The sequence below is a fragment of the Shinella sp. H4-D48 genome (genome assembly GCF_022637395.1).
Taxonomy (GTDB): Bacteria; Pseudomonadota; Alphaproteobacteria; order Rhizobiales; family Rhizobiaceae; genus Shinella; species Shinella sedimenti.
The window spans coordinates 329,715-352,913 of the sequence record NZ_CP093338.1; the positions used below are offsets into that span (position 1 = coordinate 329,715).

At 61.1% G+C, this 23,199-nt stretch carries 21 protein-coding genes; 3 read left to right on the forward strand and 18 right to left on the reverse strand.

Features of this window, described 5'->3' with window-relative positions:
• The gene (locus tag MNR02_RS18555) at window positions 1-885 is read left to right on the forward strand and encodes a shikimate dehydrogenase (RefSeq protein WP_241949454.1); all 885 of its coding nucleotides are present in this window, start codon (window positions 1-3) and stop codon (window positions 883-885) included.
• Here the strand turns inward: MNR02_RS18555 and MNR02_RS18560 are convergent.
• Entirely contained in the window at window positions 882-2,195 is a 1,314-nt protein-coding gene (locus tag MNR02_RS18560; protein WP_241949455.1) for a four-carbon acid sugar kinase family protein, read from the reverse strand. The two genes, MNR02_RS18555 and MNR02_RS18560, sit on opposite strands and share 4 nt — an antisense overlap.
• Before the next feature lie 2 nt (window positions 2,196-2,197).
• Entirely contained in the window at window positions 2,198-3,454 is a 1,257-nt protein-coding gene (gene oiaX, locus MNR02_RS18565) for a 3-oxo-isoapionate-4-phosphate decarboxylase OiaX (RefSeq protein WP_241949456.1), read from the reverse strand.
• 150 nt (window positions 3,455-3,604) lie between these two features.
• On the opposite strand from oiaX, the gene MNR02_RS18570 reads away from it, so the two are divergent.
• Window positions 3,605-4,351: a transcriptional regulator NanR gene (locus MNR02_RS18570; protein WP_241949457.1), complete on the forward strand. Its 747-nt coding sequence runs from the start codon at window positions 3,605-3,607 to the stop codon at window positions 4,349-4,351.
• Here the strand turns inward: MNR02_RS18570 and MNR02_RS18575 are convergent.
• The 15 genes from MNR02_RS18575 to MNR02_RS18645 form a co-directional block, all read right to left on the reverse strand.
• On the reverse strand, window positions 4,324-6,186 hold the full coding sequence (locus tag MNR02_RS18575; protein WP_241949458.1) for a hypothetical protein: 1,863 nt from the start codon (window positions 6,184-6,186) through the stop codon (window positions 4,324-4,326). The two genes, MNR02_RS18570 and MNR02_RS18575, sit on opposite strands and share 28 nt — an antisense overlap.
• Window positions 6,183-7,217, reverse strand: a complete 1,035-nt coding sequence (locus MNR02_RS18580) for a Gfo/Idh/MocA family protein (protein ID WP_241949459.1) — start codon at window positions 7,215-7,217, stop codon at window positions 6,183-6,185. Before MNR02_RS18580 ends, MNR02_RS18575 begins: the two co-directional genes overlap by 4 nt.
• 103 nt (window positions 7,218-7,320) lie before the next feature.
• Entirely contained in the window at window positions 7,321-8,589 is a 1,269-nt protein-coding gene (locus MNR02_RS18585; RefSeq protein ID WP_241601428.1) for a TRAP transporter large permease, read from the reverse strand.
• Window positions 8,586-9,074: a TRAP transporter small permease gene (locus MNR02_RS18590; RefSeq protein ID WP_241949460.1), complete on the reverse strand. Its 489-nt coding sequence runs from the start codon at window positions 9,072-9,074 to the stop codon at window positions 8,586-8,588. The genes MNR02_RS18585 and MNR02_RS18590 overlap by 4 nt, the downstream gene beginning before the upstream one ends.
• Before the next feature lie 57 nt (window positions 9,075-9,131).
• Window positions 9,132-10,100, reverse strand: a complete 969-nt coding sequence (locus tag MNR02_RS18595) for a TRAP transporter substrate-binding protein (protein ID WP_241949461.1) — start codon at window positions 10,098-10,100, stop codon at window positions 9,132-9,134.
• Between the two features lie 179 nt (window positions 10,101-10,279).
• A complete protein-coding gene (locus tag MNR02_RS18600; protein WP_241949462.1) occupies window positions 10,280-11,107 on the reverse strand; it encodes a phosphogluconate dehydrogenase C-terminal domain-containing protein in 828 nt (275 codons plus the stop codon).
• Window positions 11,108-11,625: 518 nt separating this feature from the next.
• The gene (locus MNR02_RS18605; RefSeq protein ID WP_241949463.1) at window positions 11,626-12,051 is read right to left on the reverse strand and encodes a heme-binding protein; all 426 of its coding nucleotides are present in this window, start codon (window positions 12,049-12,051) and stop codon (window positions 11,626-11,628) included.
• A 167-nt stretch (window positions 12,052-12,218) separates the two neighbouring features.
• Complete coding sequence (locus MNR02_RS18610; protein WP_241949464.1) at window positions 12,219-13,355, reverse strand: mannitol dehydrogenase family protein; 1,137 nt, start codon at window positions 13,353-13,355, stop codon at window positions 12,219-12,221.
• Between the two features lie 56 nt (window positions 13,356-13,411).
• Entirely contained in the window at window positions 13,412-14,407 is a 996-nt protein-coding gene (locus MNR02_RS18615; RefSeq protein ID WP_241949465.1) for a Gfo/Idh/MocA family protein, read from the reverse strand.
• Entirely contained in the window at window positions 14,404-15,285 is an 882-nt protein-coding gene (locus MNR02_RS18620) for a sugar phosphate isomerase/epimerase (RefSeq protein ID WP_241949466.1), read from the reverse strand. Before MNR02_RS18620 ends, MNR02_RS18615 begins: the two co-directional genes overlap by 4 nt.
• 58 nt (window positions 15,286-15,343) lie before the next feature.
• The gene (locus MNR02_RS18625) at window positions 15,344-16,177 is read right to left on the reverse strand and encodes a carbohydrate ABC transporter permease (RefSeq protein ID WP_241601436.1); all 834 of its coding nucleotides are present in this window, start codon (window positions 16,175-16,177) and stop codon (window positions 15,344-15,346) included.
• Entirely contained in the window at window positions 16,174-17,115 is a 942-nt protein-coding gene (locus MNR02_RS18630; RefSeq protein WP_371746773.1) for a carbohydrate ABC transporter permease, read from the reverse strand. Before MNR02_RS18630 ends, MNR02_RS18625 begins: the two co-directional genes overlap by 4 nt.
• A 56-nt stretch (window positions 17,116-17,171) precedes the next feature.
• On the reverse strand, window positions 17,172-18,371 hold the full coding sequence (locus MNR02_RS18635; protein WP_241949468.1) for a sugar ABC transporter substrate-binding protein: 1,200 nt from the start codon (window positions 18,369-18,371) through the stop codon (window positions 17,172-17,174).
• A gap of 24 nt (window positions 18,372-18,395) precedes the next feature.
• A complete protein-coding gene (locus tag MNR02_RS18640; RefSeq protein ID WP_241949469.1) occupies window positions 18,396-19,379 on the reverse strand; it encodes an alpha/beta hydrolase in 984 nt (327 codons plus the stop codon).
• Window positions 19,376-20,053, reverse strand: coding sequence for a GntR family transcriptional regulator (locus MNR02_RS18645; protein ID WP_371746774.1), 678 nt, complete (start codon window positions 20,051-20,053; stop codon window positions 19,376-19,378). The genes MNR02_RS18640 and MNR02_RS18645 overlap by 4 nt, the downstream gene beginning before the upstream one ends.
• A 100-nt stretch (window positions 20,054-20,153) precedes the next feature.
• Here MNR02_RS18645 and MNR02_RS18650 point away from each other — a divergent pair, with 100 nt between their 5' ends.
• Window positions 20,154-21,230: an ABC transporter ATP-binding protein gene (locus tag MNR02_RS18650; protein WP_305854558.1), complete on the forward strand. Its 1,077-nt coding sequence runs from the start codon at window positions 20,154-20,156 to the stop codon at window positions 21,228-21,230.
• A gap of 105 nt (window positions 21,231-21,335) precedes the next feature.
• On the opposite strand, the gene MNR02_RS18655 is transcribed toward MNR02_RS18650, so the two are convergent.
• On the reverse strand, window positions 21,336-23,135 hold the full coding sequence (locus tag MNR02_RS18655; RefSeq protein WP_241949471.1) for an NAD(P)/FAD-dependent oxidoreductase: 1,800 nt from the start codon (window positions 23,133-23,135) through the stop codon (window positions 21,336-21,338).
• Window positions 23,136-23,199: the final 64 nt, after the last annotated feature.

Below are 23,199 nucleotides of genomic sequence, written 5' to 3' on the forward strand. Positions count from 1 at the left end.
ATGCACGCATCGAAATCGACGCCGGTCGGACCGTCACGCGTCAAGCTCGGCTTGATCGGCGACAACATCGCCCGCTCGCAATCACCCCGCCTCCACCGGCTGGCGGGGCGTATGTGCGGGCTGGACGTCAGCTATGCCTCTCTCATACCGGCCGATCTCGAGATGAACTTCGATCAGGTCTTCGAGCGGTGCAGGACCGACGGCTTTCGCGGCGTCAACATCACCTATCCCTACAAGGAAACCGTGATCGACAAGGTGCGGATAGATGATCCGACAGTGCGGGCTCTGGGCGCCTGCAACACGATCCTTTTCGAGCAGGACGGCCCGCGCGGCTTCAACACGGACAGCAGCGGCTTTGCCAGCGCCTTCGTGAGCGCGTTTGGCAGTGTGGCGCCGGGGCGCGTCACGATGGCCGGCGCTGGCGGCGTCGGCAAGGCGATCGCTTTTGCGCTCGGCAAACTCGGCGCCACACACCTCGCCCTCGTCGATCCCGACCAGTCCAAGTCCGCCGCATTGGCGGCGTCACTGACGGCCTACTTTCCGAACCTCGACATCAGCCGGCCGGAGACGCTCGTCGAGGCTGTGGACGGTTCCGATGGCCTGATCAATTCCACCCCGATCGGCATGGTCGGACATGACGGCAACGTGTTCGATGGCCTTGACCTCAAGCATAGCCGTTGGGCATTCGACGCGGTGTACACTCCCGTCGAAACGCAGTTCCTTGCGGCCGCGCGAACAGCTGGCGCCGAAATCCTCTCCGGTTACGAACTGTTCTTCCACCAGGGCGTCCACGCATTCCGCTTGTTCACCGGGCAGGAACCTGACGAAGGAGCCTTGCGCACCGCGATGCTCGCCCCTGAACAAGGCGACGCTGGCCGCGCCTAGGTCGCGTGACCTGTCCCACCGGCTCTGATCATGCTGAAATAATCGTCACCCCCAACCTGGCCGCCTTTGAGGGCGATCTCCAGGCCGTCTGCAACGCCACCATGGGCTTTGCACAGCGGCGAACCCGGCGTTTGCGGAAGCGGCATTTTCAGCGTCAAGGCGCTGATGCCCATTTCCCCGAGCGCGTGGCTCGACGTATCGCCGCCAGCGACGACGGCACGCGAGAGGCCAGCGCGTTTGATCAGTTCGGACTGGATGCGGCCCAGTGCACGGCCGAGCCGGTGACGCGCGCCGGCGGAGGAATCCAGTTCATTGCCGCGATCGGCGGACGGTCCGAGCGCGGTGTAGAGCACCACGCTTCTGCCGCCCTCCAGCACCTTGAGACCGGCCGAGATAGCGTCCGGGATAGCACTCGCATTCTCTTGCGCCGACAGCGCGATTGGATCGATCGTCACCCCTTCGAACCCATTTGCCAGCGCATGCCGGATCTGGCGCTCCGTCGTCGGGGACACGCTGCCGGATACGACCGCAATGCGGTCCACCGGACCGGCAGCGGCAAAGGCCGGAGCCGCACCGATCAGGCCGCTATCCCGCCACGCAGGTATGAGGGCATATTCGACGCCCGAGGAGCCACAGACGAAACGGCCCTTCGCGCGCAAACCGTTCCAGAGCAGGTTGCCGGCGGCCTTCTGCGTCTGGGCATCGAGCACGTCGAGCAGCAGAATGTCCGCTTCGTCAGGCTTCGGATGACCGAGTAGCGCGACATTATCCACCAGTGCGGACGATAGTCCGGTCTGTCGTGCAAGATGCAGCAGCACGTTCGCCTCACCCATCGGCGTAACGGGATGGCGAGACATGACCGGATGGCGGTCGATACGATAATTACGGCCCTGATAAGCAGCGAACAGTTCACCGAAGGCCGTGTAACGGCGGACCTGCGGCGCACCGACGATGAGGGGAACAGTGGCCTGGCCGAAAATTGAACGGCCGATTTCAATAGCCCGACCGATGTTACCGACTTGCGGCGCGGAATCGAAGGTCGAGCAGACCTTGTAATGGCAAAACTCTGCGTCCAGAGACTTGAGCCAGGCAAATGCTTGAGCCAGGTGAACATCCATCCATTCGGGCGTTTCGCTGCGGCTGGTGCCGGCAAGGCCGAAGGCACGGGCTCCGGGGAAGCGCGAGAGCAGGTCGGCGTCCGGCATCTTCAGGAAGAGCACGGTTTCGACGCCGTTCGAGGACAGCGCCTCCATGACATCGGTGGAACCCGTGAAATCGTCGCCGTAATAGCTGATCAGAGGTCGCGTCATGTTCACGCCGCCTTGCCGTCGGCAAATTTTTCGATGGACTGCGCCAGTTCCGAATGTTCCCTGGCGTAGGTATCGAGCGGTATGCGCGCGACGGCAGCCTCCCACGCCTGTTTGACGGCCTTCACCCCGGCACCCGGTCCGCCCGGATGGCTGACGATACCGCCGCCGCAGAGGTAAAGCAGATCGGTCGAGCCACCAGTCGCGGCAATCGTGTCGGGCGCCTGGCCGCCCCACTGACCCGAGCCGATGACCGGAAGCGCCACGTCGCTCTCCGCGAAGAGCGGAGTGGTGACGGCTTTGTAGGAGCGCACGAAACTTTCATCCGGCTCCCAATATTTTACACGGATGCCGTTGATCTGGAACTGGTCGACACCGAGCAGCCGCCAGAACTGCTGCCAGACAGAGAACTCGAAACCGAGGCCCGCGTGGCGCGTGAGGATATCCCAGCCGTTGCGATGGGCGTGCAGGACGAGCCCGGATCGTTTGCGCAGAAAAGCCATGCCGCCGAAGCCGATAGAATTGATGTTGACGACCGCGCAATTGCCGCCTGCCGCCAGAACCAGATCGTGGTTGCGCATCATCTCGTCGGGATCGGTATGACTTATGCCGAAGGCGTACATGACCTTCTTGCCGGTCTTCTGTTCGTGATCGAGGATTTTCGGCATGATCGCTGCCACACGATCGCCCAGCGACGAATATGCAGGGCTCATCAATTTCTCATCGTCCTTGATGAAGTCGACGCCGGCGTCGATAAGTTCGCCGACCATCTCAGCGGTCTCATGCGGTCGAAGGCCGAGCGCCGGCTTGACAATGGTACCGATGATCGGCCTGTCTTTCACGCCTGTCAGCGCAAAACTGCCCGGCACACCGAATTGTGGGCCGAGATGGGCAGCCGCGAATTCTTGCGGCAGCTTCATGTCGACGATGCGGATACCTGTCATGCCTTTGATGGAGAAGACGCCGCCGATCGCGATCGTCATCAGCGCGGCAAGATCGGTGCCGACGGCATCGAGCGGGAAATCGATATCGACATCCGCTCGGTTGAAGCGTGTCGCGCCGCCAGCTTCGTCGGGAAACGATGGTCGATCGGCCGGAGGCAGCGCACGGATTTCAACCACGCGGGCCGCGACGCGCGCCTTCAGCTCTTCCGTCTCGCCGGGCAACGCTACAAAGGTACCGGTGGACTGGTCGCTGGCAATCTTCGCCGCCATCTTCTCCACCGAACCTGCTGTCTCTATCCGATAGGTCAGACGGATCATGTGCTCTCCTTTAAGGTCCGGCGCATTATGCTTGTTTGGTATAGAAAACTGGTATAATGAGTATTCATGTCATTGCAAGCCGGTTGCGGCGAAAGCTGTTGCGACAATTGAACTTGGTGCATATTCAGACCTGTCAAAATCAGGTGACTCATGAACGTCGTTTCCGAACCGATCATCCGCAAGAAACTCTCCGATGAAGTCTTCGCGCGGCTTAAAGCCATGATCGAGACCGGCGAACTGCAGGCCGGTGATGACATGCCCTCCGAACGTGAACTCATGGAGCGCTATGGTGTGGGCCGCCCGGCTATCCGCGAGGCCATGCAGGCGCTCGCCGGCAAAGGGCTGGTCGAGATTTCGCAGGGGGAGCGCGCCAAGGTGCTGCGCATCACGGCGGAGTCCATCATCCGGCAGGTGGATCTGCCGGCCAAGCTGATGCTCTCGGGTTCTTCCGACTCGCTGGAACACTTGAAGAATGCCCGCATCTTCTTCGAACGGGGCATGATCCGCGAGGCCGCCGTCAAGGCGACGCCGGAGCATATCGCTGAGCTGCGCACCCTTCTCGACAGGCAGAAGGCAAATTTTGGCGATGCGGACGCCTTCATCGAGGCCGACATGGATTTTCACCAGTGCATCGCACGCATTTCCGGCAATCCGATCTTCGCCGCCGTCAGCGGCGCGATGCTGGGCTGGCTGAAGTCCTATCACACCGAAATGCTGATCTGGACAGGCCGTGAGAATGTCACCCTCGCCGAGCACGAGGAGATCATCCGCGCTATCGAGAAGGGCAATGCGGACCAGGCCGAAAAGGTGATGATCAAGCATCTCGAACGTTCCCGCGCGCTCTATACGCTGAAGGGACACAAATTGCCTCAGAGCACTGCTTCTACGCAGCCGTAGGACGGCAGGACGACCTGTTCGTCCGCCGGCAGCCCCCCGCCGCCGATCAACGAAACCTGGCGCGGTGGAGACGGTAGCACCACGGTCTGTGGTTCCGGCGTGATGTTGGCGAGCAGGATCACCCTATCCGACGCAAGCCCCAGAACGGCATCCGGCCGTGACGTTTCGACAGACCGCACATTGTGTCCCGCCAGCGCGCCAAGGCGTGCGAGGACATGGGCAAGCGGCCGCAGTTCGCCAGGAGCCATCACCTCGCCCGCCCCTGCCACCAACCCGCAGGGGCCGGCGAGTGTCGAAAGCGTCAGCACCTCGAGCCCGGTTGTGGCGACCGTTGCGGCGTAAGCCATCGTCCAGGCCGCGCCGAACTGACCATTGTGGCGCGGATCGACACTGGCCATCGGAATGCGCTTGCCGGCAGAGTTCTCCTTGGTCGCACTGCCATAGGGGTTCTGGCGCATCGCAATCGTCGAAGGCCCGATGCGATAGGGCGTCTCGCCATAGAGTGCCCGGACCGAGCCGGCCACGTAACGCAGAGCCTCGAACGTCTGCATGACCGAGAGATCGTCGGCGGCGTGCACGATGGGGTTCGTGCAATGGCTCACATAATCGATGAGGTTGCCGGGCACGCGCTTGCGGTTGAGCTCGGTAAAGTAGCTCATCATGCCGCCACCGAGCCGGACATTCGGGAAGGCAGTCCGTGCGGCGGCGTAAACATCCTCCAGCGGCGGGCATTCCGGCCATGCGCTTCCCGGCGGCGTCGACTGGCGGTCGACCGACGGGCAGACGAAGAGGCTTTCGAGCGACAACCCCGCTTCGCGAACCAGCGACGCGAGTTCGGACATTTCCTCGTCCAACGAACGCTGGCAGGCGACGGCGACCTCCAAGGTGACCTTCAGTCCCGATTTTTCCGCAATGTCGGCATAGCCCTTCAGTGTGGGCAGGCCATGCCCCGCACCGGGATCGAAATGCGCGATCAGGTGGCGTGCGCCGACGGTCTCGAGCGCCCCGAACGCCGACCGTTCCTCCACAAGGCATTCCGGACGCAGGCCGACGCCGATCTCGGGGAAGCGGCGGTCCGTCCGCGAGAGCGTCAACGTTACCGCATCGGAATTGTCCTTAGCGACGCCGGCATCATCGACCGACTGAATTTCAACGAGAACCTTCTGGGTGAACGGCTCATGCGGCGCGATACGGTAAGGCCAGGGCAGCGCCAGCGGGCGCACATAGGTCTTGTAGGAGCCGTCCGTCCAATTGCGCTGGTCTTCCATCTCGAAGATGTCGCCGACGAACTGCGTCACCGCCGAGACGCCACGCGCCACCTGATGGGTGATCGCCGAAATATCCATGAAGGGTTGCCAGGGCTCGATCCGCTCCGGCCAATGCGCATGCTCGACGCTACCATCGCCGTGACGCACCGAAACGGGTTGTCCTGCGACACCGGCGACGGGATGCAACACGACAAAGCCGGCGCGCGCCGTCTCGAACGGCGCGTCGCTGACGCAATCGGCCGAAAATGCCACGGTCTTGGCTGCGCCCGATATAGCGATGGCACAATCGAGATTGGCGCCGTCGGGAGCGGTGAAGCGAGCCTTGTAGGTGACCGAGAAGCCCGCGTCCGTCGCCCGCACCTCAAGATCGTTGATTGCCGCCCCGCAGGTACCCCAATCCTTGTCGCGAACGAGGAAGGCCACACCGCGCAGCACCTCATGGCCACGGTACCGCAGGGTCCTCAGATTGCTGTCCTGCAATACCACGCTCAGGTCGCCGGCGACGAGCGTGCGGCTGTCCGGCTCGCGTTCGTTCGTGCCGTAAAGCCTGAGCAGGTCGCCGCTCATGCCAGCAAATCCGCAATCACGATGGTCTCGCCGCGTTCGGCGCTGAGATAGGCGGCCTCGACGAGGGCGAAAGTCTTCAGATTGTCGCGCCCAGACGTATCCGGCTCGCGGCCTTCCGCCAGCCGTTCGGCCCAATGCTTCTGGATGAGCGCAACACTTTCCTGAATGTTGTGCCAGGGCCGCGACGCCCAGGGCAGCAGGTTCGGCGCGACCACGCTTTGTACCGTGCCGTCAGGGCCATGGACCGTCAGCTTGTAGTCCTTGCCAAGACGCAGCGTGCCCCTGGTTCCATCGATCTCTACGAAGGTTTCAGGAAAGGGTTCTTCCGGTAGCTTCGTCGCATAGCTGACATCAACAATGGAGGTCACTCCGCTATCATGGTCGAGCAGCATGGTGGCCACATCCTCACCGGCAATCTCAGGATTGACGCGCCGAGTGCGGGCGGTCATGCGGCTTGCGTCCCCGAAGAGGAAGCGCGCAATGTCGAGCGAATGGATGGCGAGGTCTTCGATGATGAAGCGCTTGCCCTTGGCGAGATAGGGCTGGCCGGAAAAGACGTCGAAGCCTGAGCGGAAGGAGACCCGGCCCCAGAAGGGCTCACCGATCGCGCCGCTATCCAGCACCGCCTTGACCGCGAGGATCGGCGTCTGCCAGCGGAAGTTCTCATGGACCATCAGCGGAATGCCGGCGGCATCCGCGGCAGCGACCATGGCTTTGGCATCGGCCAGCGTCGGCGCAAAAGGCTTCTGGCAGATCGCTGGAACCTTGTAGCCGGCGGCAAGCTCGACGAGCGCGCGGTGACTGCCGACGGTCGTCGCGATATCGACGAAATCGAAGCCGCCATCGGCGAACATTTTCTCTGCCGACTGGTAGCGCCGTTCTACGCCGAACTGGTCGCCGACAATTCTCAGCCGCTCCGGATCCCGGTCGCAGATCGCCACGATCTCCACGTTGGAAAGGTCCCACCAGCCATGCATCTGGTTGACGGCGAAGAAGCCGCAGCCGATCAATGCACCCCTATATGCCGCCATGCAGCCGCTCCTCCTCGATACGTGGGCCCTGCCCCGCCGAGGCGGAGCAGGCATTTCGGACTTTCGCTTCATCCTGCTGATCGCGCAAGCAGGAGGGCGCGCCTTATCCCTTGCCCGGAAGCCAGGTGGCGATCGCCGGGAAGAAGATGATCGCCAGCACGACCGCCATGATCGACGCGAGATAGGGCACGCAGGCAAGCGCCACGCGCATCACTGGCTGTTTGGCAATGGAAGCAGAGACGAACAGGCAGATCCCCACCGGGGGCGTCACGAGCCCGATGGCAAGGCCGATGATCGTGACCATACCGAACTGGATGGGGTCGATCCCCAGCGCCACCGTCGCCGGGAAGAGGATCGGCACGAGGATGATGATGTTCGCCGTCAGGTCGAGGATCGCCCCGGCGACGAGATACAGGAGCAGGATGAGCAGAAGAACCACATAGGGACTGCTCGTCAGGTGCGCGATCATTTCCGCCACCGCCTGCGGAACCTGCGCCCGCGTCAGGATCAGACCGTAGAGCGACGCAGCCGCGATCATCAGCATGACCACGCCTGTGGTGGACGCCGCCGAAAGGAAGATGGGGCGAAGGTCGCTCAGCGACAGGCTCTTGTACCAGTAGCGGCCCACCAGGTATGCATAGACAACCGCTATTGCCGACGCCTCGGTGGGCGTCGCGACGCCGAAGCGGATGGAACCGATGATCACCACTGGCAGGGTCAGGGCGACGATGCTGCGCAGGAAGGCTTTCCCGATCTCGGGCAGCGCCACCCGTTCGCCACGCGGCAGGTTCTGGCGGCGGGCGACGAGGCTGATCGTCAGCATCATCCCGAGCGCCATGAGCAGACCGGGAATGATGCCCGCGATGAACATGCGGCTGACCGAGGCGCCCGTCACCACGCAGAAGACGATCATCGGCACGGAGGGTGGCAGGACGACTGCGATGGTCGAGGAGCAGGCGGTGATGGCGGCGGAAAACTGTCCGCTGTAACCGCGCTGGACCATCGCCGGAATGATGGCGGTGCCGCTCGACGCAGTGTCGGCGACCGCAGAGCCAGTCATGCCGCCCATCAACACGCTGGTGGCGACGTTTGCGTGGCCGAGCCCACCGCGCAGACGCCCAAGCAGCGCCTCCGCGAAGGCGATGATGTCGCGGGCGATGCCGCTCTGAGCCATCAGGTGGCCGGTCAGCAGGAAGAACGGCACGGCCAGCAGGACGAAACTGTCGATCGAGGCCACCATGCGCTGCACCACCAGCGTCAGCGGCATGCCCTCCCAGATAAGGGCCGCCATGGAGGAAAGGCCGAGCGCGAAGGCGACGGGGGAACCCAGCACGACGAGTATGACGAATGTAACGACGAGGACGGCGATCATCCTTCGGTCTCCGGAACGGGGTGACGCCAGCGGCTGAACCAGTCGAGCAGAATCTCCAGCGAGACGAGGATCATCGCGACATAATAGGAGACGTAGATCCAGGCCATCGGCACGCGCAGCACCGCGGACGGTTGGCGGATGGATACCTCGAGGATGCGCTGGCCGTAATACAAGCTGGCGATCGCGAACACCAGCACTGTGAATTCGAGGAAAGTCATAAGCAGGCGGCGCGGCCGCGGCGGCAGCATCTGCGGCAGGACATCGATACCGAGATGCTCTCGCCTGACCCAAGCATACCAGACGCCCAGGAACGACAGCCATATGAAGACATAGCGAGAGAGTTCTTCAGACCATGTCAGCGGCGCATTGAATACATAGCGGCTGATGACCTGCCCGACCGCCGAGGCGACCATGATGCCGAACAGGACGATAATGGCGGCCTCACCGATCCGGCGAGCGACCATACGGGGCTTCGATACTACCATGTGGCGGTTCCCGGCGTGGAAAAAGCGGCGCGGCCTCAAGGGCCGCACCGCCATGCATCATTCGGCTGCGACGGCGCGGATGCGCTCCAGCAGGGCCGGGTCGAAATCGAAGCTGGAATAGACAGCCTGCGCCTTTTCGCGGAACGGCGTGGTGTCGATCTTGGCGATGTTCACGCCGCGTTCGCGCAGCAGCTCGGCCTGCTCGGTCTCCAGACGAAGGCTTTCGGAGCGCTGGAAGGCTGTCGCATCCGGAAGGGCTTCGAGAACGGCGGTGCGGACCTCTTCCGGCCAGCTTTCCCAAACGGACTTGCTCGCCAGCACCATGTGCGGGCCGTAGACGTGGCCTGTCAGCGCGATATGGCTCTGCACTTCCCACAGCGAATTGGTGTAGAAGATGGTGATCGGGTTTTCCTGGCCGTCGATGACGCCTTGGCCGAGGCTGGTAAAGACCTCGCCCCATGCCATGGGAATGGGTGACGCGCCGAGCGCTTCAAAGGCACGCATGTGGACCGGGTTCTGCATGGTGCGAAGTTTCATGCCGGAAAGATCGCCTGGCTTTTCGACGGCTTTCTTGGCGGACAGGTGACGCCAGCCGTTTTCCCATATGGCAAGGCCGACCATATCGGCGCCGTCGAACTTCGCCAGAAGCTCCTTGCCGATATCGCCGTCGAAGACCTTGTAGGCGTGCGCGGAATTCTCGAACAGGAATGGCAGGTCGAGCACGCCGGCTTCAGGTACGAAATTGACGACAGGGCCGGTGGAGACGACCGTCATCTCGACCGTGCCAAGCTGAAGACCTTCAACCATCTCGCGCTCTTCGCCGAGCTGCCGGTCGGGATAGACCTGGATGACGACCTTGCCTTCGGTGCGCTCCTTGACGAGTTCGGCAAGCTTCAAGAGGCCGATATGCGTCGGATGGCCGGTCTGCACGCCGTGCCCGATATTGACGACGGTTTGCGCCAATGCCGGGGCAAAACCGGCAGCGGCAAAGATTACGGCCGTGGCCGCGAGACGTTTCATGTTCATATAGTCCTCCCTTGGATCGTTCTGATACCGAATCCTGCGCCTGCCATAAACCGGACCGCTCAGCCAAAAGGCCGCAATCACGCGACAACAACAGGCATTCCGCCGGCCGACGGCCCGCTTGGCCGGCCGCACTCCTCGACAGCCGGACACCGGGAGGGCAACGCCACTCCCGTATTTTTTTAGGTGATACGCTGGATGCTGGCCGCGATTTCCGCCGGCTCGAACACGCGCTTCCAGTCATCCTTCATCAGCACGGGTTTGCCGAACTCGATGGCCTTGTTGCAGGCGTCCGAGAACACGCCGGGCGTCTCTTCGAAGATGACGGCGCCAAGCACGTTCATGTGGCCGAGCAGGAAGTCGCGCGCGGCCTCCTTGGGCACACCACGGCGCACGCATTCATCCATTGCTTCTCGCATGACGTCGAGCAGCGAAGCACAGACCGTTTCCGAAAGGCCAGGCTCCAGAAGCGCCATCTGCTCCACGGTGACACGATGCGAACGCATGACGGGTGCCCAGATGACCTTGGCGATCTCCTCTCCGAGCGCATAGGCCTCTTCGGGACCCTGCATCAGCGCGGAAACGATGTGCTGCTTGGCGGCGACGCCTCCGAAAAAGTCCCGCTTCGCCGCAGGATCCGTTTCGTCGTTGAAGATGGGCGGATGGCAAGGATGCGTAACGAAGTAAGTAAGATCCGCACGCTCGGGCAGATGGCCCGCAAAGGGTGCGGCCGCATCGAGGGCTACGACCATTGTGCCCGGTTTCAGCTTGTCGACGATACCGGCAGCCACCTTTCCGATCGCCGTATCGGGAACGGCGAGAATGACGACATCAGCACCTTCGAGGCCCTGATCGGCGGATACACACGCGAGGCCGAGATCGTCGGACAGTCGCTTTTGGCCCGCCTCGCTCACCTCGATATGACGCACATCGAACCGCGAACCCTTGAGGTTCTTGGCGAGCCGATAGCCCATTTTGCCGCCGGCGCCGAACAACGCGATTGATGTCATTGAAATCTCCAAAATGCGAACGGTCGGGACGCATAGACCGACCCAACCGGATGTCCTCAACCGGCAACCCGCCGTGCGCCTATATTTCCCAACTGGTATAACAAGTCAATAACTATCTCATAGAATATGCCATGGGATATCGATCCCCGGCAAGAAGCCGTGACCAGCGACCGACGGACCTCCGGCGCAATTATTTGAGAAAAAACTATTATTTGTCTGAAGACTGAATGCAGTCACCGGATGCGGCAAACGCTCGACGCTGCCATCTACCTCCCCGGCGCCTTGCGTCGCAGGATCGAACAGCTTGCGCGTCCTGTGGTTCTCGGTGTTAGGAAACGTCTCGGGCGAGCCGATCATACCGCGCGGCAATGCGCGCGCGAACCGCTCATTGCGGTCAAGGCCGGCGGGCCGGCCGCTAGTTCGTTTTTGAAAGCCGAGAATTCCGGCCTCCGGTGGCCCAGCAACCTTGTGCGGTTCACTGGACCACGCATGGGGGAAATGCTGCCTTTGCGGCTTCCTTATCCTCTCGTTGCCAAAAAATGATCGATACCAGCCTGGGCGCACTGCGTATCCTGCGACGGCGTACCGGAGCTGAGGCCGATGGCGCCCACGACGTCACCATCGATTATAACCGGCAGTCCGCCAGCAACCACCATCAGACGACCACCGATTGCGGAATTGATGCCGTAGGCAGGGTTGCCCGGCTGGCTTGCCGATCCATAGCTCTCGGTCGTCCGCTTCGCGCCCGCGGCTGTGTAGGCCTTGTCCTGTGCGATGATGGTACTCGTGATCTTTCCGCCATCCATACGCTCGAACGCAAGCAACTGGCCCGACTCATCGGTGATGGCTATGCACATCGGCACCCCGATTTCCTCTGCCTTGGCGCGGGCGCCCGCAATCAGGATGCGAGCATCTTCGATGTCCAGACGGCGGATAGTCAACATAATGAAGGTCCTTCCCTCGTAAAATCCAGGTTTCCAAAAGCCTTACTATCTGGATGTCAGGTGATTTCAACGATGTAATCGGCTGGATTGCGATCGGAGTAGGCGAACAGGTTCGAAAATCTGGCCGTTGCTACGCCATGGCGCGGGTTTGACGAGGTTTGCTGTCGTCACCCATGCGCGGCCTCCAGAGCGGCTGCAAGAAGGGGTTGGGCTATCGGCGGCTTCGCAGCCTGCCCCCTGTCAAACATAGGCTTGATGCGTCGCAATTTCTTTTCGGTATGATTGCCTGCGATATCAGAAAGGCGATGATCGAGATAAGGATTGAGGAACCGCTCGCGCACCTCGTCGATGTAGCTCAAGGCTTCGGCCTGCATTCCGTCCAAAGCGAAAACCGGCACGACCTCTTCACGCCAGACGGTTTCCAGGTCGCGACGGACGGCGGTGTCCGCCATGATTTCGCGCACCGTCTCGTCTCGGGGACGATTGCCCGCAAGCCAACGTTCTGCAAGATAGCTGTGGCCGAGGTTGAGAATATGCAGCTTCAGATGTTCGTAACGATCAAGATCGTCGGTCACGACTACGGAAAGGTGCCGACAGGGAAGAACAAGACCTTCCTGCGCCTCGATAGCCCATAGCGCATAGGGCTCGGCAACCGCTCCAACCGGTTCCAACGGCTCAGACACGATCCGATCGACCAGACTGTTGGCAAAGTGACATTGCCGCCCGATGTAGCCGAGAAAGTCGGGTGACAGGTTCCAATCCTTGGCGATCGTCAGGATGATCGCCTTCAGTTTGTCGCCGTTACGCTGTACGAGCTCGCAGGGAAAAATTGACAAGGGCTGTTCCGGCCGCACGCGCCAGCGTACATGAAGCAGCGTCAGCAGCTTTACGGGAAAGCTTGCCGGAACCCTGTCCGGCTCGGAAAGGAGCGAGACATCATCGCCGTCGTCCAGATCATAGCCCCTGTCCCCGGTATTGCTGAGGATGACGTCCGCGGCGATCCCGGCGCTAACGATGGCAGGCCAGTCCGTTCCGGTGAACAGCGCCCGTGATATGGCCCTGCCCTGCCGCACTTCGTCGATCGTCTTCCCATCTTTGAGGCCGCGGATTCGCACCGGATAGGTTTGCCCGTCGGCAAGAGCCTCGATCCGGCGGGCGCTGACCGGGTTGCCCGTCGTCTGCACGACGGTGATGGACCCAAGCGCTTCATCCTGTTCCATAGCCTCGGATATGAACAGATCGGCATGGGCGAGAAGGAAACGGCTCGTTCCGAACTGGAGTATCGGGGTCAGGGCAACAGCCATCGTTTTGTTCCTCGTGAAGAGCCGGCCCCGGACGTTCCGGGGCCGCAGTTCGATACCTAAAGATCCAGTTCGCGGCGCAGGGTTTCCAAACGCTCCATGGCGATCACCCCATCTGCGATGGTCGGCGCCGGCGTCGAGGCGCCACCAAGCGCCGGGACGACATCGGCCAACAGGGAATGGTAACCCTTCGGATCCTCGTTGGCAGCCGCCGTGAAATTCGGCTTCCAAGTCAGCGTGTCGCAGTCCTCCGAGAGGGTCGCACCGAGATCGTCGATCTTGAAGGGTGGATTGCGATGCCACTTGATCTCGATAACGTCATCGACCTCGATGCGCTGGTGGTCGCCCATGAGTTCGATGCGTTCGACCGGCGTGCCGCGAGACTGGATCGTGCCCATGGCAATGTTCCCGATCGCGCCGCATTCGAATTCGAAGCCGACATGGAAGAGCACCCGGCCCGGCGTCTTCTCCACCTTACGGGCAGAGATCGAACGGACTGGCGAAACAAGGAAGGACACCAGATCCATGTAATGCACGCAGTGGTGCAGGAAAAACCCGGTGTAGTCGACATTGCCGGCGAAGTAGCCCGGCGCCGTCATGTAATAGCCCGTCACGCCGAGCACGTCGCCGAACCGGCCGGATTTGACGATGTTTGCCGCCATCCGGTTGCCGATCGAATAGCGCTTCATGAAGCCGAGTAACAGTGGCTTCTTCGCCTTTTCAGAGGCTGCAAGAAGTTCGCGCGCGCCGGCCGCCGACCCCGACGGCGGTTTCTCCATAAAGACCGGCAGACCGCGCTCCAGTGCAGCCTTACCGAAGGCAAGGTGCTGGTCCGGCCCGACCGCCATGCCGACCGCATCGATACCCGGCGTCTTCAGCAGGTCCTCGACATTGGTTACGAGGTTCCTGACGCCAAACTGGCGACCGGCACTCCTGAGGCGTTCGGCATCAATGTCGCAGAGCGCGACGAGCTCGACATCGTGGCGTACAAGCTGCGGAAGCAGCATCTGGGTGGCGTGGATGCCGCAACCGATCCAACCGATTTTCATAGTCATCGACGATATTCCGTAAGCAGGAGATGGGACTTGATGAAGGCGCTGGATGCAGCAAGACGATCGCTCTCGTCCTCGTGCGGCGCACGCCACTGGGCGAAAGGCACACCGAAACGGTCATCGGAACGGCGGAAGGGTTCGAGTGAGATCGGCCCCTTGTAGCCGACGGCATGTAGCGCGCGGCACACCTCGACCCAGTCGGTCTGCCCGGTACCGGGGAAGCCTCTATGGTTCTCGTTGGCCTGGAAATGCACCAGGCGATCGCCGCCGAGACGGATGGCTTCGCCCAGCGAGCTTTCCTCCATATGCATATGGAAAGTGTCGAGCATGAGCTTTACGGCCGGATGGTCAACGGCGTCGAGCAATTCCATCGCCTGCTGCGTTGTGCAGAGCACGTCGCTTTCGAAACGGTTCAGCGGCTCGACCGCGAGAAGAACGCCTGCGCTGACAGCATAGTCTCCCGCCTCTTTCAAGCCTCTGACGCATCGGTCCTTTCGCGCGAGGCGTTCGGCCTCATCAACCGGCTGCGGGGGGCGGCCTGCAAAAACGAGCGGGTTACCGGTCAAGGGCCCGCCGACAATCGTCGCGCCAAGGCCGGCGGCGCAATCGACGGTGTATTTCAGATAGTCGATCCCGGATCGATGCGCTTCGGCTTCGGCGGAGGACAGGTTGCGCTGCAGATTGACACGGGCGGCGAGAACGACGCCAAGGCCTGCATCGTCCAGCGCTCTCCGGGTCTCAGCGATATCGAGCTCGCCGACTTCGGGCACGAGAAGCTCGACGAAGTCATAGCCATGGTCGCGCATCTTCGCAAAGAGCGAGAAGTGTTCAGCGGTGAACGGTCTGGCATATTGCATGGAAATCAACCCGACGGGGTTCATCTGTCTTTCCTTTTCACTCGTATAACATTCATTGTTAGGCTGGTTTCGCGACCGACCGTCACCCCTTCACGGCACCCTGGGTCAGGCCGCCGATCAGACGGCGCTGAACGAGCAGGAACAGGATCGTTGCCGGCATCGCACCGACCACGGCGCCTGCCGCCAGCAAGCCCCATTCGATCTGATATTCCCCGATCAGTGTCTGGATCGCGACCGTCACCGGCCGCACGTTTCGGCCGCCGAGCGTCAACGCGTAGAGATATTCGTTCCACGCCGTGATGAAGATGTAGATGCCCGTCGATATGATCCCCGGCATGGTCAGTGGCAGAACCACCTTGCGGAGGGCCGTTAGCCGGGAGCATCCATCCGTCATCGCCGCCTCATCGAGGCTTTTGGGGATCGCGGCGATATAGCTCGTCAGCATCCAGACCGCGAAGGGAATGGCCACCGTCGCGTTGGCGAGGATCAGGCCGAAATGCGTGTCGAGAATGCCGATGCTGCGCATGAGAACGAAGAGCGGCAGGATCAACAGCACGATCGGGAACATGTTGATCAACAGAAACTGCATCATCAGCAGCTTGCGGCCGGTAAAGCGAAACCGGGAGAAGGCATAGGCGGCCGTCACCGAAACGAGCAGGCCGACAACGACTGTCCCGCCGGCGATGATGAGGCTGTCGAGCATGTTCTTCAGGAAAGAAGTCTGCTCGAAGAGCCTGATATAGTTGTCCATGCTCCAGCCCATCGGCGAAAGCGAGACACCGGTAGCCGACAGTATCGCCGTTGGCGTCAGCGATGTCAGGATCATCCAGACGAACGGCGCCATGGCGAAGAGAACGATCAAGAAAACCGGCAGGTCGGTGGTGACGATCCGGCGAAGCGTGCTTTGCTGCGTCATCGTTCTACCTCACGCATGGTGCGGGCGAGATAAAGGACCACGAACGCACCCAGAAGAATGGTGAAAGTGACGGCTATCGACGTACCGTAGCCGAAGTCGAGATTCTGGCGGGCCTTGATGAAGGCGTATAGCGGCAGCGTGTGCGTCGCATAGCCCGGCCCACCACCAGTCATCACGAAGATGACGTCCATGGAATTGGCGACCCATATCACCCGAAGCAGGCCGGCCGTCGCCAGGACCGGCGCGATGCCCGGCAATGTTATGTGGATGAACTGCCTCCAGGCGGAAGCCCCGTCGATCGATGCGGCCTCGTACTGGCTTTTTGGAATACCCTGCAGGCCCGCCAGGATCATAACTGCGAAGAAGGGAAAGCCCTGCCAGGTCAGCGTCGCTATGATGGCGTAGATTGCAACATCGGGATCGGCGAGCCACGGCACGGCGGTCTGAACGATCGACAGATAGACCAGGATATCGTTCAGAACGCCCGTGTTCGGGTCATAGATCCAGCGCCACATCAGCGCGATGACCACACTGGGTAGCGCCCACGGAATGATGATCAGCGCGCGCGCCAGGCCGCGCCACGGAAACTCTCTGTTCAGAAGCAGGGCGGCGAAAAGGCCAAGCCCCATTTGCAAGGGAACTGTGAGGCCGATCCACAGCAGCGTGTTCCACAGCGCCGTCCAGAAGACGGGATCATTGAAAAGCTTCACATAGTTGCCGAAACCGACAAATTTGCTGGCATTCGGCTTGAACAGGATGAGATCGTAGAAGCTCGTCCAGACCGCCTGCACCATGGGCATGAAGACGATGACAAGGGTGACGGCGACGGCAGGTGCAAGCAGAAGATGGGGAAGAAGCCGTTCCGACCGCCACGCGAAGATCGAATGACGCTTTACGGGGGATATATTCGACAAAGACATGACTGCTCCTGCCTCCATTTCAAGGCCGGGGGAAGCGCCCCGACACGGATGTCGGGGCAATGCGGTAGCGTGTGTTATTCGGCAAACAGCGTCTGGAGCTGTTCCATCATCTGCGCCGCCGTGATCTGGCCGGTCAGCGCCTGCTGCATGTTCGTCTGCCAAGCCGTGTTGACGAATTCAGAGACGGCTGAAGTCTGAGGCAAAACCTTCGCGAACGGCAGGGACTGGACCGTTGCATCCACAAACCGCCGTTCATGCAGCTTCCAGTCGGCCGAGCCGCTCTTGGTCACCGTCATCTGGCCCGTCGCGCTGTTGAATGCGACGTTGTTCTCGCCTTCTGCAAGGAAGGAGATCCACTTCCAGGCTGCGTCCTTCACCTCGGAATTCGAGAAAATCGCCAGGGACTCGTCACCGTAGGATGTCCACCGGCCATTGCCGCAGGCTGGCACAGGCACAGCAGAAACCTTGTCGCCCAAAGCCGCTACCAGATCCTTGGAAGAGCCTATGTGGTGAATGGTCATGGCCGTCTTGCCCGACTTGAAGGCGGCGATGATTTCCTGGAAGCCGTCGTTCGGGGCGGACGGCGGAATAACCTTGTCCTTTTGGAACAGATCAATCAGCCACTGATTTGCGGCGATAGCCTCGGGATTGACGAGACCGCCGGGCTTCAGTTCGGCGCCCTGCGACATCACGAACGCACCCCACTGGTCCCAGCCACCCTTGCCGCCGCGCAGGCCAAACCCATAGGTCTCAGGCGCCTTCGTCAGTTTGATGGCCGCGTCGCGGAAGTCTTCGCAGGTCTTCGGCGGCTGCAAACCAGCCGCTTCGAACAGGTCCGTCCGGTAATAGAGGTAGAGAACGACATATTGGATCGGCAGGTAATATTGCGTGCCGTCCGGCCCTTTGTTCAGTTCGAGCACGTTGTCGAGCAGGTCAGACTTGCCCTGCCAGGCATCGATCCGTTCCGCGAGCGGCTCAAGCGCGCCCATCTCCACAAGTCGCGGCTGCGCAAAAAGCTTCACCATCGCCGCGTCAGGCGCGTTACCGCCGACAAGCGATGTATAGAGATTGTCGTAGTAGCTGTTCCACGGCACATTTTCTGCTTCGATCGTGATGCCCGGATTGGCGGCCTCGAATTTCTTGACCAGATCGCCCATCGGATTGGCCGGGTTGTCGAAGTGATACCAGAAGCGGACGGTCTCAGCCTGAGCCTGGGTAAAGGCAGCGGACGCCGCAAGAACGGCGCCTAGTGCGAGTGTTTTCAGAATTTTCATGTCTTCCTCCTCCGAGTTGATAGATCAGATGCGGCCGGTTAGCCGCCTTGCTGCCCGCCCTGCCGCCGCCAGAGCCTCCCGTGCGGCAGACAGTTCGTATGTGTTTTGCAGGAAACCGTGCATGACGCCGGGGACGATGCTCAGTTCGTCGTCTCTCCCGAGCGCCTTGAGGCGCTCGCTCAAAATCAAGGTATCGGACAGCAACGGATCGACCGCCGCCGCCATCAGATGAAGCGGCGGCAAGGCTGCGAGTGCGTCATCGCAGGCAAGCAGAGGGCATGCCAAAGGATGGACCTCGATTGCCTGCTCGCCGGCATAGAAAGACCAGTAGCGCTGCATCTTAGCGCGGGTCAGGCCAGGCCCCTCGCTGAAGCGAATATAGGACGGCGTTTCGAACGAGCGCGCATAATTGCCATAGAAAAGCAGCGCACCATCCGGAAGCGCACGATCCGCAGCCAGCTCATGCAGCATGGCCGCGAGCGCGAGGTTGGCGCCTGCGGAATCGCCGGATATCAGCAACGGACCGCGTGAAATGCCAGCGCTTGCCGTGACATCGAACATGCTGCGAAGGGCCGACACCACATCCTTCAAGCCGGCCGGAAACGGATCTTCCGGGGCAAGCCGGTAGTCGGGCAATACGACCGGCATGCCGCTTTCGATTGCCAAGACGCGGGCGCAACGCTCGTGGGTTTCCGGCGAGCAGAAAGCGAAACCGCCACCATGAACGAAGAGTATCGCGCCTTCTGCGGCACCCGGCGGCACGAGGACCTTCAAACGACATCGCGTGGCACCGAGCTCGGCATCTTCCTCGACCCACACTTCGTAAACACCTTGCATAGACGGCAAATCGACGTTGCAGCGCGCGTTGGCGAAGAGGGCTAGCGCCCGCCCTTCCGTTGGCGGCAATGTTGTCGGATCCGGTAAGGGCCCGAGCTCCGCGAGCACCCTTTCAACCAAGGCAACGGTTTCGCGCGACAGTACGCCTGACATGTCAGGGCCGGCGCTCACTGCACGGTCTCCGGGAACACTTCAGGCCCGAGATCAACGATCGTCGCGATATGATGCTGCATGGACGCGGCTGCGCGGCCCGCATCCCCGCTTCCGATAGCCTCGATGATGCTGCGATGGCGAAGTGCAGTCGCCTCGAGATCCCGAGACATCGGGCTGCGAGAAATCTTGAACCGATGATTGTGAACCAGGCAACGGTGCAGGATGGGATCGAGTGCCGGCAGGTTGGCGTCCTCGAAGAGACGACGATGGAAATCGCGGTCGAATGAAGCAAGCTCCAGCTCATCAGCCGCGGCAGCCGCTTTGAGCATCTTGTCAAGAAGTTCACTTAAGTCTTTGATCAATGTGCGACTTGGCGAGCGCATCACCCGCACCATTCCGTTGCCTTCGATCTGCTGGCGCAGCCGAAACATCTCGATCGCCTCGTCTTCGGTGCACTCGGAAACTTGCGTCCCGCGGCGCCCTTTGCGAAGGACGAGCCCCTCCTCCTGCAGCTGAAGCAAAGCCTCACGAACAGTCCCCTGGCTGCACTGAAAATGCGCGGCAAGCTCCAGTTCGGTCAAACCGGTGCCAGGCTCGAGCACGCCCAACATGATGTCGCGCTTCAAGGCATCGAATGCGGCGCCGGACTTAGGAGATTTGGTATTTTTCTGCCTGGGTGGAAAATACGCCATCGTGACCTGCCTGAGCTGTTGCGTATTCGTGAACTTATCATTATCGATATTGACATCGATAATGATCGTCAAGCACGAAAGTTGCGCTTAGGAGGAAATCGTGGCTGGAATTGCACTGAAGGAAATCCGGAAGTCGTACGGCAATCTAAAAGTCATTCATGATATCGACATCGACATACAGAGCGGCGAGTTTCTAGTGCTCATCGGGCCGTCCGGATGCGGCAAGTCCACGCTGCTGCGGATGATTGCAGGCCTGGAAGAAATCACGGGCGGAGAACTCAATATCGATGGCAAGGTGGTCAATCTGCTGCCGCCCGCAGAGCGCAATATCGCGATGGTCTTCCAAGACTATGCACTTTATCCGCATATGAGCGTGCGCGAGAACATGTCGTTCGGCCTGAAGATGCGCGGCAATAAGGACGCGGACATAAGCGGCAGGGTCCAGCACGCCGCCGAGATCCTGAAGATCACGGATTACCTCGAGCGGCGGCCGGCCCAGCTGTCGGGCGGGCAGCGCCAGCGCGTCGCCATGGGCCGCGCAATCGTTCGTGAACCGGCTGCGTTCCTCTTCGATGAGCCTCTCTCTAACCTCGACGCTGCATTGCGGGTGGAAATGCGCCTGGAAATCGCCAAGCTGCACAATCGCATGAAGGCCACCACCGTCTATGTCACGCATGATCAGGTGGAGGCCATGACGCTCGCCGACCGGATTGTCGTCATGAACGGCGGCGTCGTCGAGCAGATCGGCAAGCCGCTGGACCTTTACCACAACCCGGCCAGCCTGTTCGTGGCGCGCTTCATCGGCAGCCCGACTATGAACACGCTTCCGGCAACCCTATCGGGTGGTGCGCTTCAGATCCTTGGTCGGACGATCAAATTTGAAGGAGCGGCTGGTGTGGCCAACGACGGCAGATCCGTTGTCGTCGGTCTGCGACCGGAAGATATCGCGCAATGTTCGCCCGACGAGGCCTGGTTCAGCGGAGAACTGGTTGTTGCCGAATGCCTGGGAAGCCAGACCTACGGCTACATCGAAATCGGGCATTCGAAGATGCTGAGTGTCGAATTTCCCCGCAACAGCAAGCTTGAGGTCGGCCAGACCCTGCATTTCCGTGGCAATCCGGAGAGCGTCCATCTCTTCGATGCGAAGACTGAGAAACGGTTACCGACAAACCACTAGACGTGTTGCAGTTCCCGAAATAACTGCTCGGGCTTTCATCACCGGAAGCGTGTCCGAACAGTCCTGATGGCAGGCGGCCTCGGCGGGCCGCCTGATCTGGGCGCTCTACTTTCGGTGATGAACGGCCTGGAGGCCATAGACTGGAGTGGGGATGCCTTCCAGCCGCGCCTTCAACTGCAAAGAGAGATACTGCGAATAGTGGCGCGACTGGTGCAGGTTTCCGCCATGGAACCACAGCGCTTCCTGCTGCGTCGGCTTCCACATGTTTCGCTGCTCGCCCTCCCACGGACCGGGATCCTTGGGCGTGTCAGAGCCAAGCCCCCACACCTTACCGACCTTATCGGCGGTCGCCTGGTCGATGAGGTCGGCCACCCAGCCATTCATCGAACCATAGCCCGTCGCATAGACGATGACATCGGCCGGAATTTCCTTGCCATTCGAGAGCTTGACGGCGTTTTCCGTGATCTCCTCGACCTGACCCGCAGCCAGCTTCACCTTACCGTCGATGATCAGCTGAGAGGCGCCGATATCGATGTAGTAACCGGAGCCGCGGCGCAGATACTTCATGAAGAGACCAGAGCCATCCGCGCCCCAGTCCAGCTGGAAGCCGGCCTTTTCCAGCGCGGCGTAGAAATCGGCATCGCGCTCGCGCATCTTGTCATAGAGCGGGATCTGGAATTCGTGCATGATCCGGTAGGGCAATGATGCGAAGATGAGATCGGCCTTTGCCGTCGTCACCCCGTTTTCCAGGGCCTGCTCGGAATAGAGTGAACCGAGACCGATATCCATCAACGTGCCGGATTTCACGATATGGGTCGTTGAGCGCTGGATCATCGTGACATCGACACCGGCCTCGTAGAGCGCCGCGCAGATATCGTGCGCCGAATTGTTCGAGCCGATCACCACCACCTTCTTGCCCTTGTAGCCATCCGGTCCCGGATGCTGGGAGGAATGGTGCTGTTCGCCGCGGAACCGCTCGCGGCCCTTGAAGTCCGGGATATTCGCCTTGCCGGACATGCCGGTGGCAAAGACCAGTTGCGTCGGCCGCAGCACCAGTTCCTCGCCGTCACGCTCGACGACGATTGTCCATTCTTTCGTTGCATCGTCCCATTTGGCCGATTTGGCGGTCGAGCGTGTCCAGTAGTTCAGCTCCATCACCTTTGTATAGAATTCCAGCCAGTCACCGATCTTGTCCTTCGGCGCGAAGACAGGCCAGTTCTTCGGGAAGTCGATATAGGGCAGATGGTCGTACCAGACGGGATCGTGCAGGCAGAGAGACTTGTAACGCTTGCGCCAGCTATCGCCGGGACGGTCGTTCTTCTCCAGGATAATGGTCGGCACGCCAAGTTGGCGCAGCCGGGCGCCAAGCGCGATGCCGCCCTGCCCGCCGCCGATGATGACGACATAGGGCTGCTTTTCATAGCCGAGCGTGCGTTCCTCCTCTTCGCGCTCTTCCTTCCATGTCTTGGCACCGAGATCCTGACCGTGCTTGGCACCGAGCGGACGGGTGAAGCCGGATTTCTCCTCGTGTCCCTTCAGTTCGGAAAGCGCGGTGAGCAGCGTCCAGATCAGGCCGTTCTTGAAGCGCACCAGGCCGTAGCCACGCCCGGTCGCCGTCTCGAAGGTAATCCAGCTTTCCAGCACGCCGTCGGCTTCCGTAGCCTCCTCGCCTGCAGCAACGCGCCAGTCGGACGGCCTGGCCGTCGACAGCTGCGACTGCAGCATATCCCGCACCTGATCGCGTCCTTCGACGGTCTTGATGTTCCAGGTGAAGGCAACGAGGTCGCGCCAATAGCATTCTTCTGCGAAGAGATTGACAGCGTCGTCGATCCGGCCGGCGGCTAGGGCGGTGCCGAGTGTATCGAGTAGCGTCTGGACGCGAGTGGTGGCGGTTTTATCGAGCATAGTTTCTCCTCCTGCTCAGTGGAAAAACGGGACGGCTCCTCAACCGCCCCGCAGAACGGACCGG

What these genes read in the sequence shown, in the direction of transcription:
- MNR02_RS18555 (WP_241949454.1), top strand. Translation starts at nt 1, where the DNA reads ATGCACGCATCGAAATCGACGCCGGTCGGACCGTCACGCGTCAAGCTC.
- MNR02_RS18560 (WP_241949455.1), bottom strand. Translation starts at nt 2,195, where the DNA reads ATGACGCGACCTCTGATCAGCTATTACGGCGACGATTTCACGGGTTCC.
- oiaX (WP_241949456.1), bottom strand. Translation starts at nt 3,454, where the DNA reads ATGATCCGTCTGACCTATCGGATAGAGACAGCAGGTTCGGTGGAGAAG.
- MNR02_RS18570 (WP_241949457.1), top strand. Translation starts at nt 3,605, where the DNA reads ATGAACGTCGTTTCCGAACCGATCATCCGCAAGAAACTCTCCGATGAA.
- MNR02_RS18575 (WP_241949458.1), bottom strand. Translation starts at nt 6,186, where the DNA reads ATGAGCGGCGACCTGCTCAGGCTTTACGGCACGAACGAACGCGAGCCG.
- MNR02_RS18580 (WP_241949459.1), bottom strand. Translation starts at nt 7,217, where the DNA reads ATGGCGGCATATAGGGGTGCATTGATCGGCTGCGGCTTCTTCGCCGTC.
- MNR02_RS18585 (WP_241601428.1), bottom strand. Translation starts at nt 8,589, where the DNA reads ATGATCGCCGTCCTCGTCGTTACATTCGTCATACTCGTCGTGCTGGGT.
- MNR02_RS18590 (WP_241949460.1), bottom strand. Translation starts at nt 9,074, where the DNA reads ATGGTAGTATCGAAGCCCCGTATGGTCGCTCGCCGGATCGGTGAGGCC.
- MNR02_RS18595 (WP_241949461.1), bottom strand. Translation starts at nt 10,100, where the DNA reads ATGAACATGAAACGTCTCGCGGCCACGGCCGTAATCTTTGCCGCTGCC.
- MNR02_RS18600 (WP_241949462.1), bottom strand. Translation starts at nt 11,107, where the DNA reads ATGACATCAATCGCGTTGTTCGGCGCCGGCGGCAAAATGGGCTATCGG.
- MNR02_RS18605 (WP_241949463.1), bottom strand. Translation starts at nt 12,051, where the DNA reads ATGTTGACTATCCGCCGTCTGGACATCGAAGATGCTCGCATCCTGATT.
- MNR02_RS18610 (WP_241949464.1), bottom strand. Translation starts at nt 13,355, where the DNA reads ATGGCTGTTGCCCTGACCCCGATACTCCAGTTCGGAACGAGCCGTTTC.
- MNR02_RS18615 (WP_241949465.1), bottom strand. Translation starts at nt 14,407, where the DNA reads ATGACTATGAAAATCGGTTGGATCGGTTGCGGCATCCACGCCACCCAG.
- MNR02_RS18620 (WP_241949466.1), bottom strand. Translation starts at nt 15,285, where the DNA reads ATGAACCCCGTCGGGTTGATTTCCATGCAATATGCCAGACCGTTCACC.
- MNR02_RS18625 (WP_241601436.1), bottom strand. Translation starts at nt 16,177, where the DNA reads ATGACGCAGCAAAGCACGCTTCGCCGGATCGTCACCACCGACCTGCCG.
- MNR02_RS18630 (WP_371746773.1), bottom strand. Translation starts at nt 17,115, where the DNA reads ATGGAGGCAGGAGCAGTCATGTCTTTGTCGAATATATCCCCCGTAAAG.
- MNR02_RS18635 (WP_241949468.1), bottom strand. Translation starts at nt 18,371, where the DNA reads ATGAAAATTCTGAAAACACTCGCACTAGGCGCCGTTCTTGCGGCGTCC.
- MNR02_RS18645 (WP_371746774.1), bottom strand. Translation starts at nt 20,053, where the DNA reads ATGGCGTATTTTCCACCCAGGCAGAAAAATACCAAATCTCCTAAGTCC.
- MNR02_RS18655 (WP_241949471.1), bottom strand. Translation starts at nt 23,135, where the DNA reads ATGCTCGATAAAACCGCCACCACTCGCGTCCAGACGCTACTCGATACA.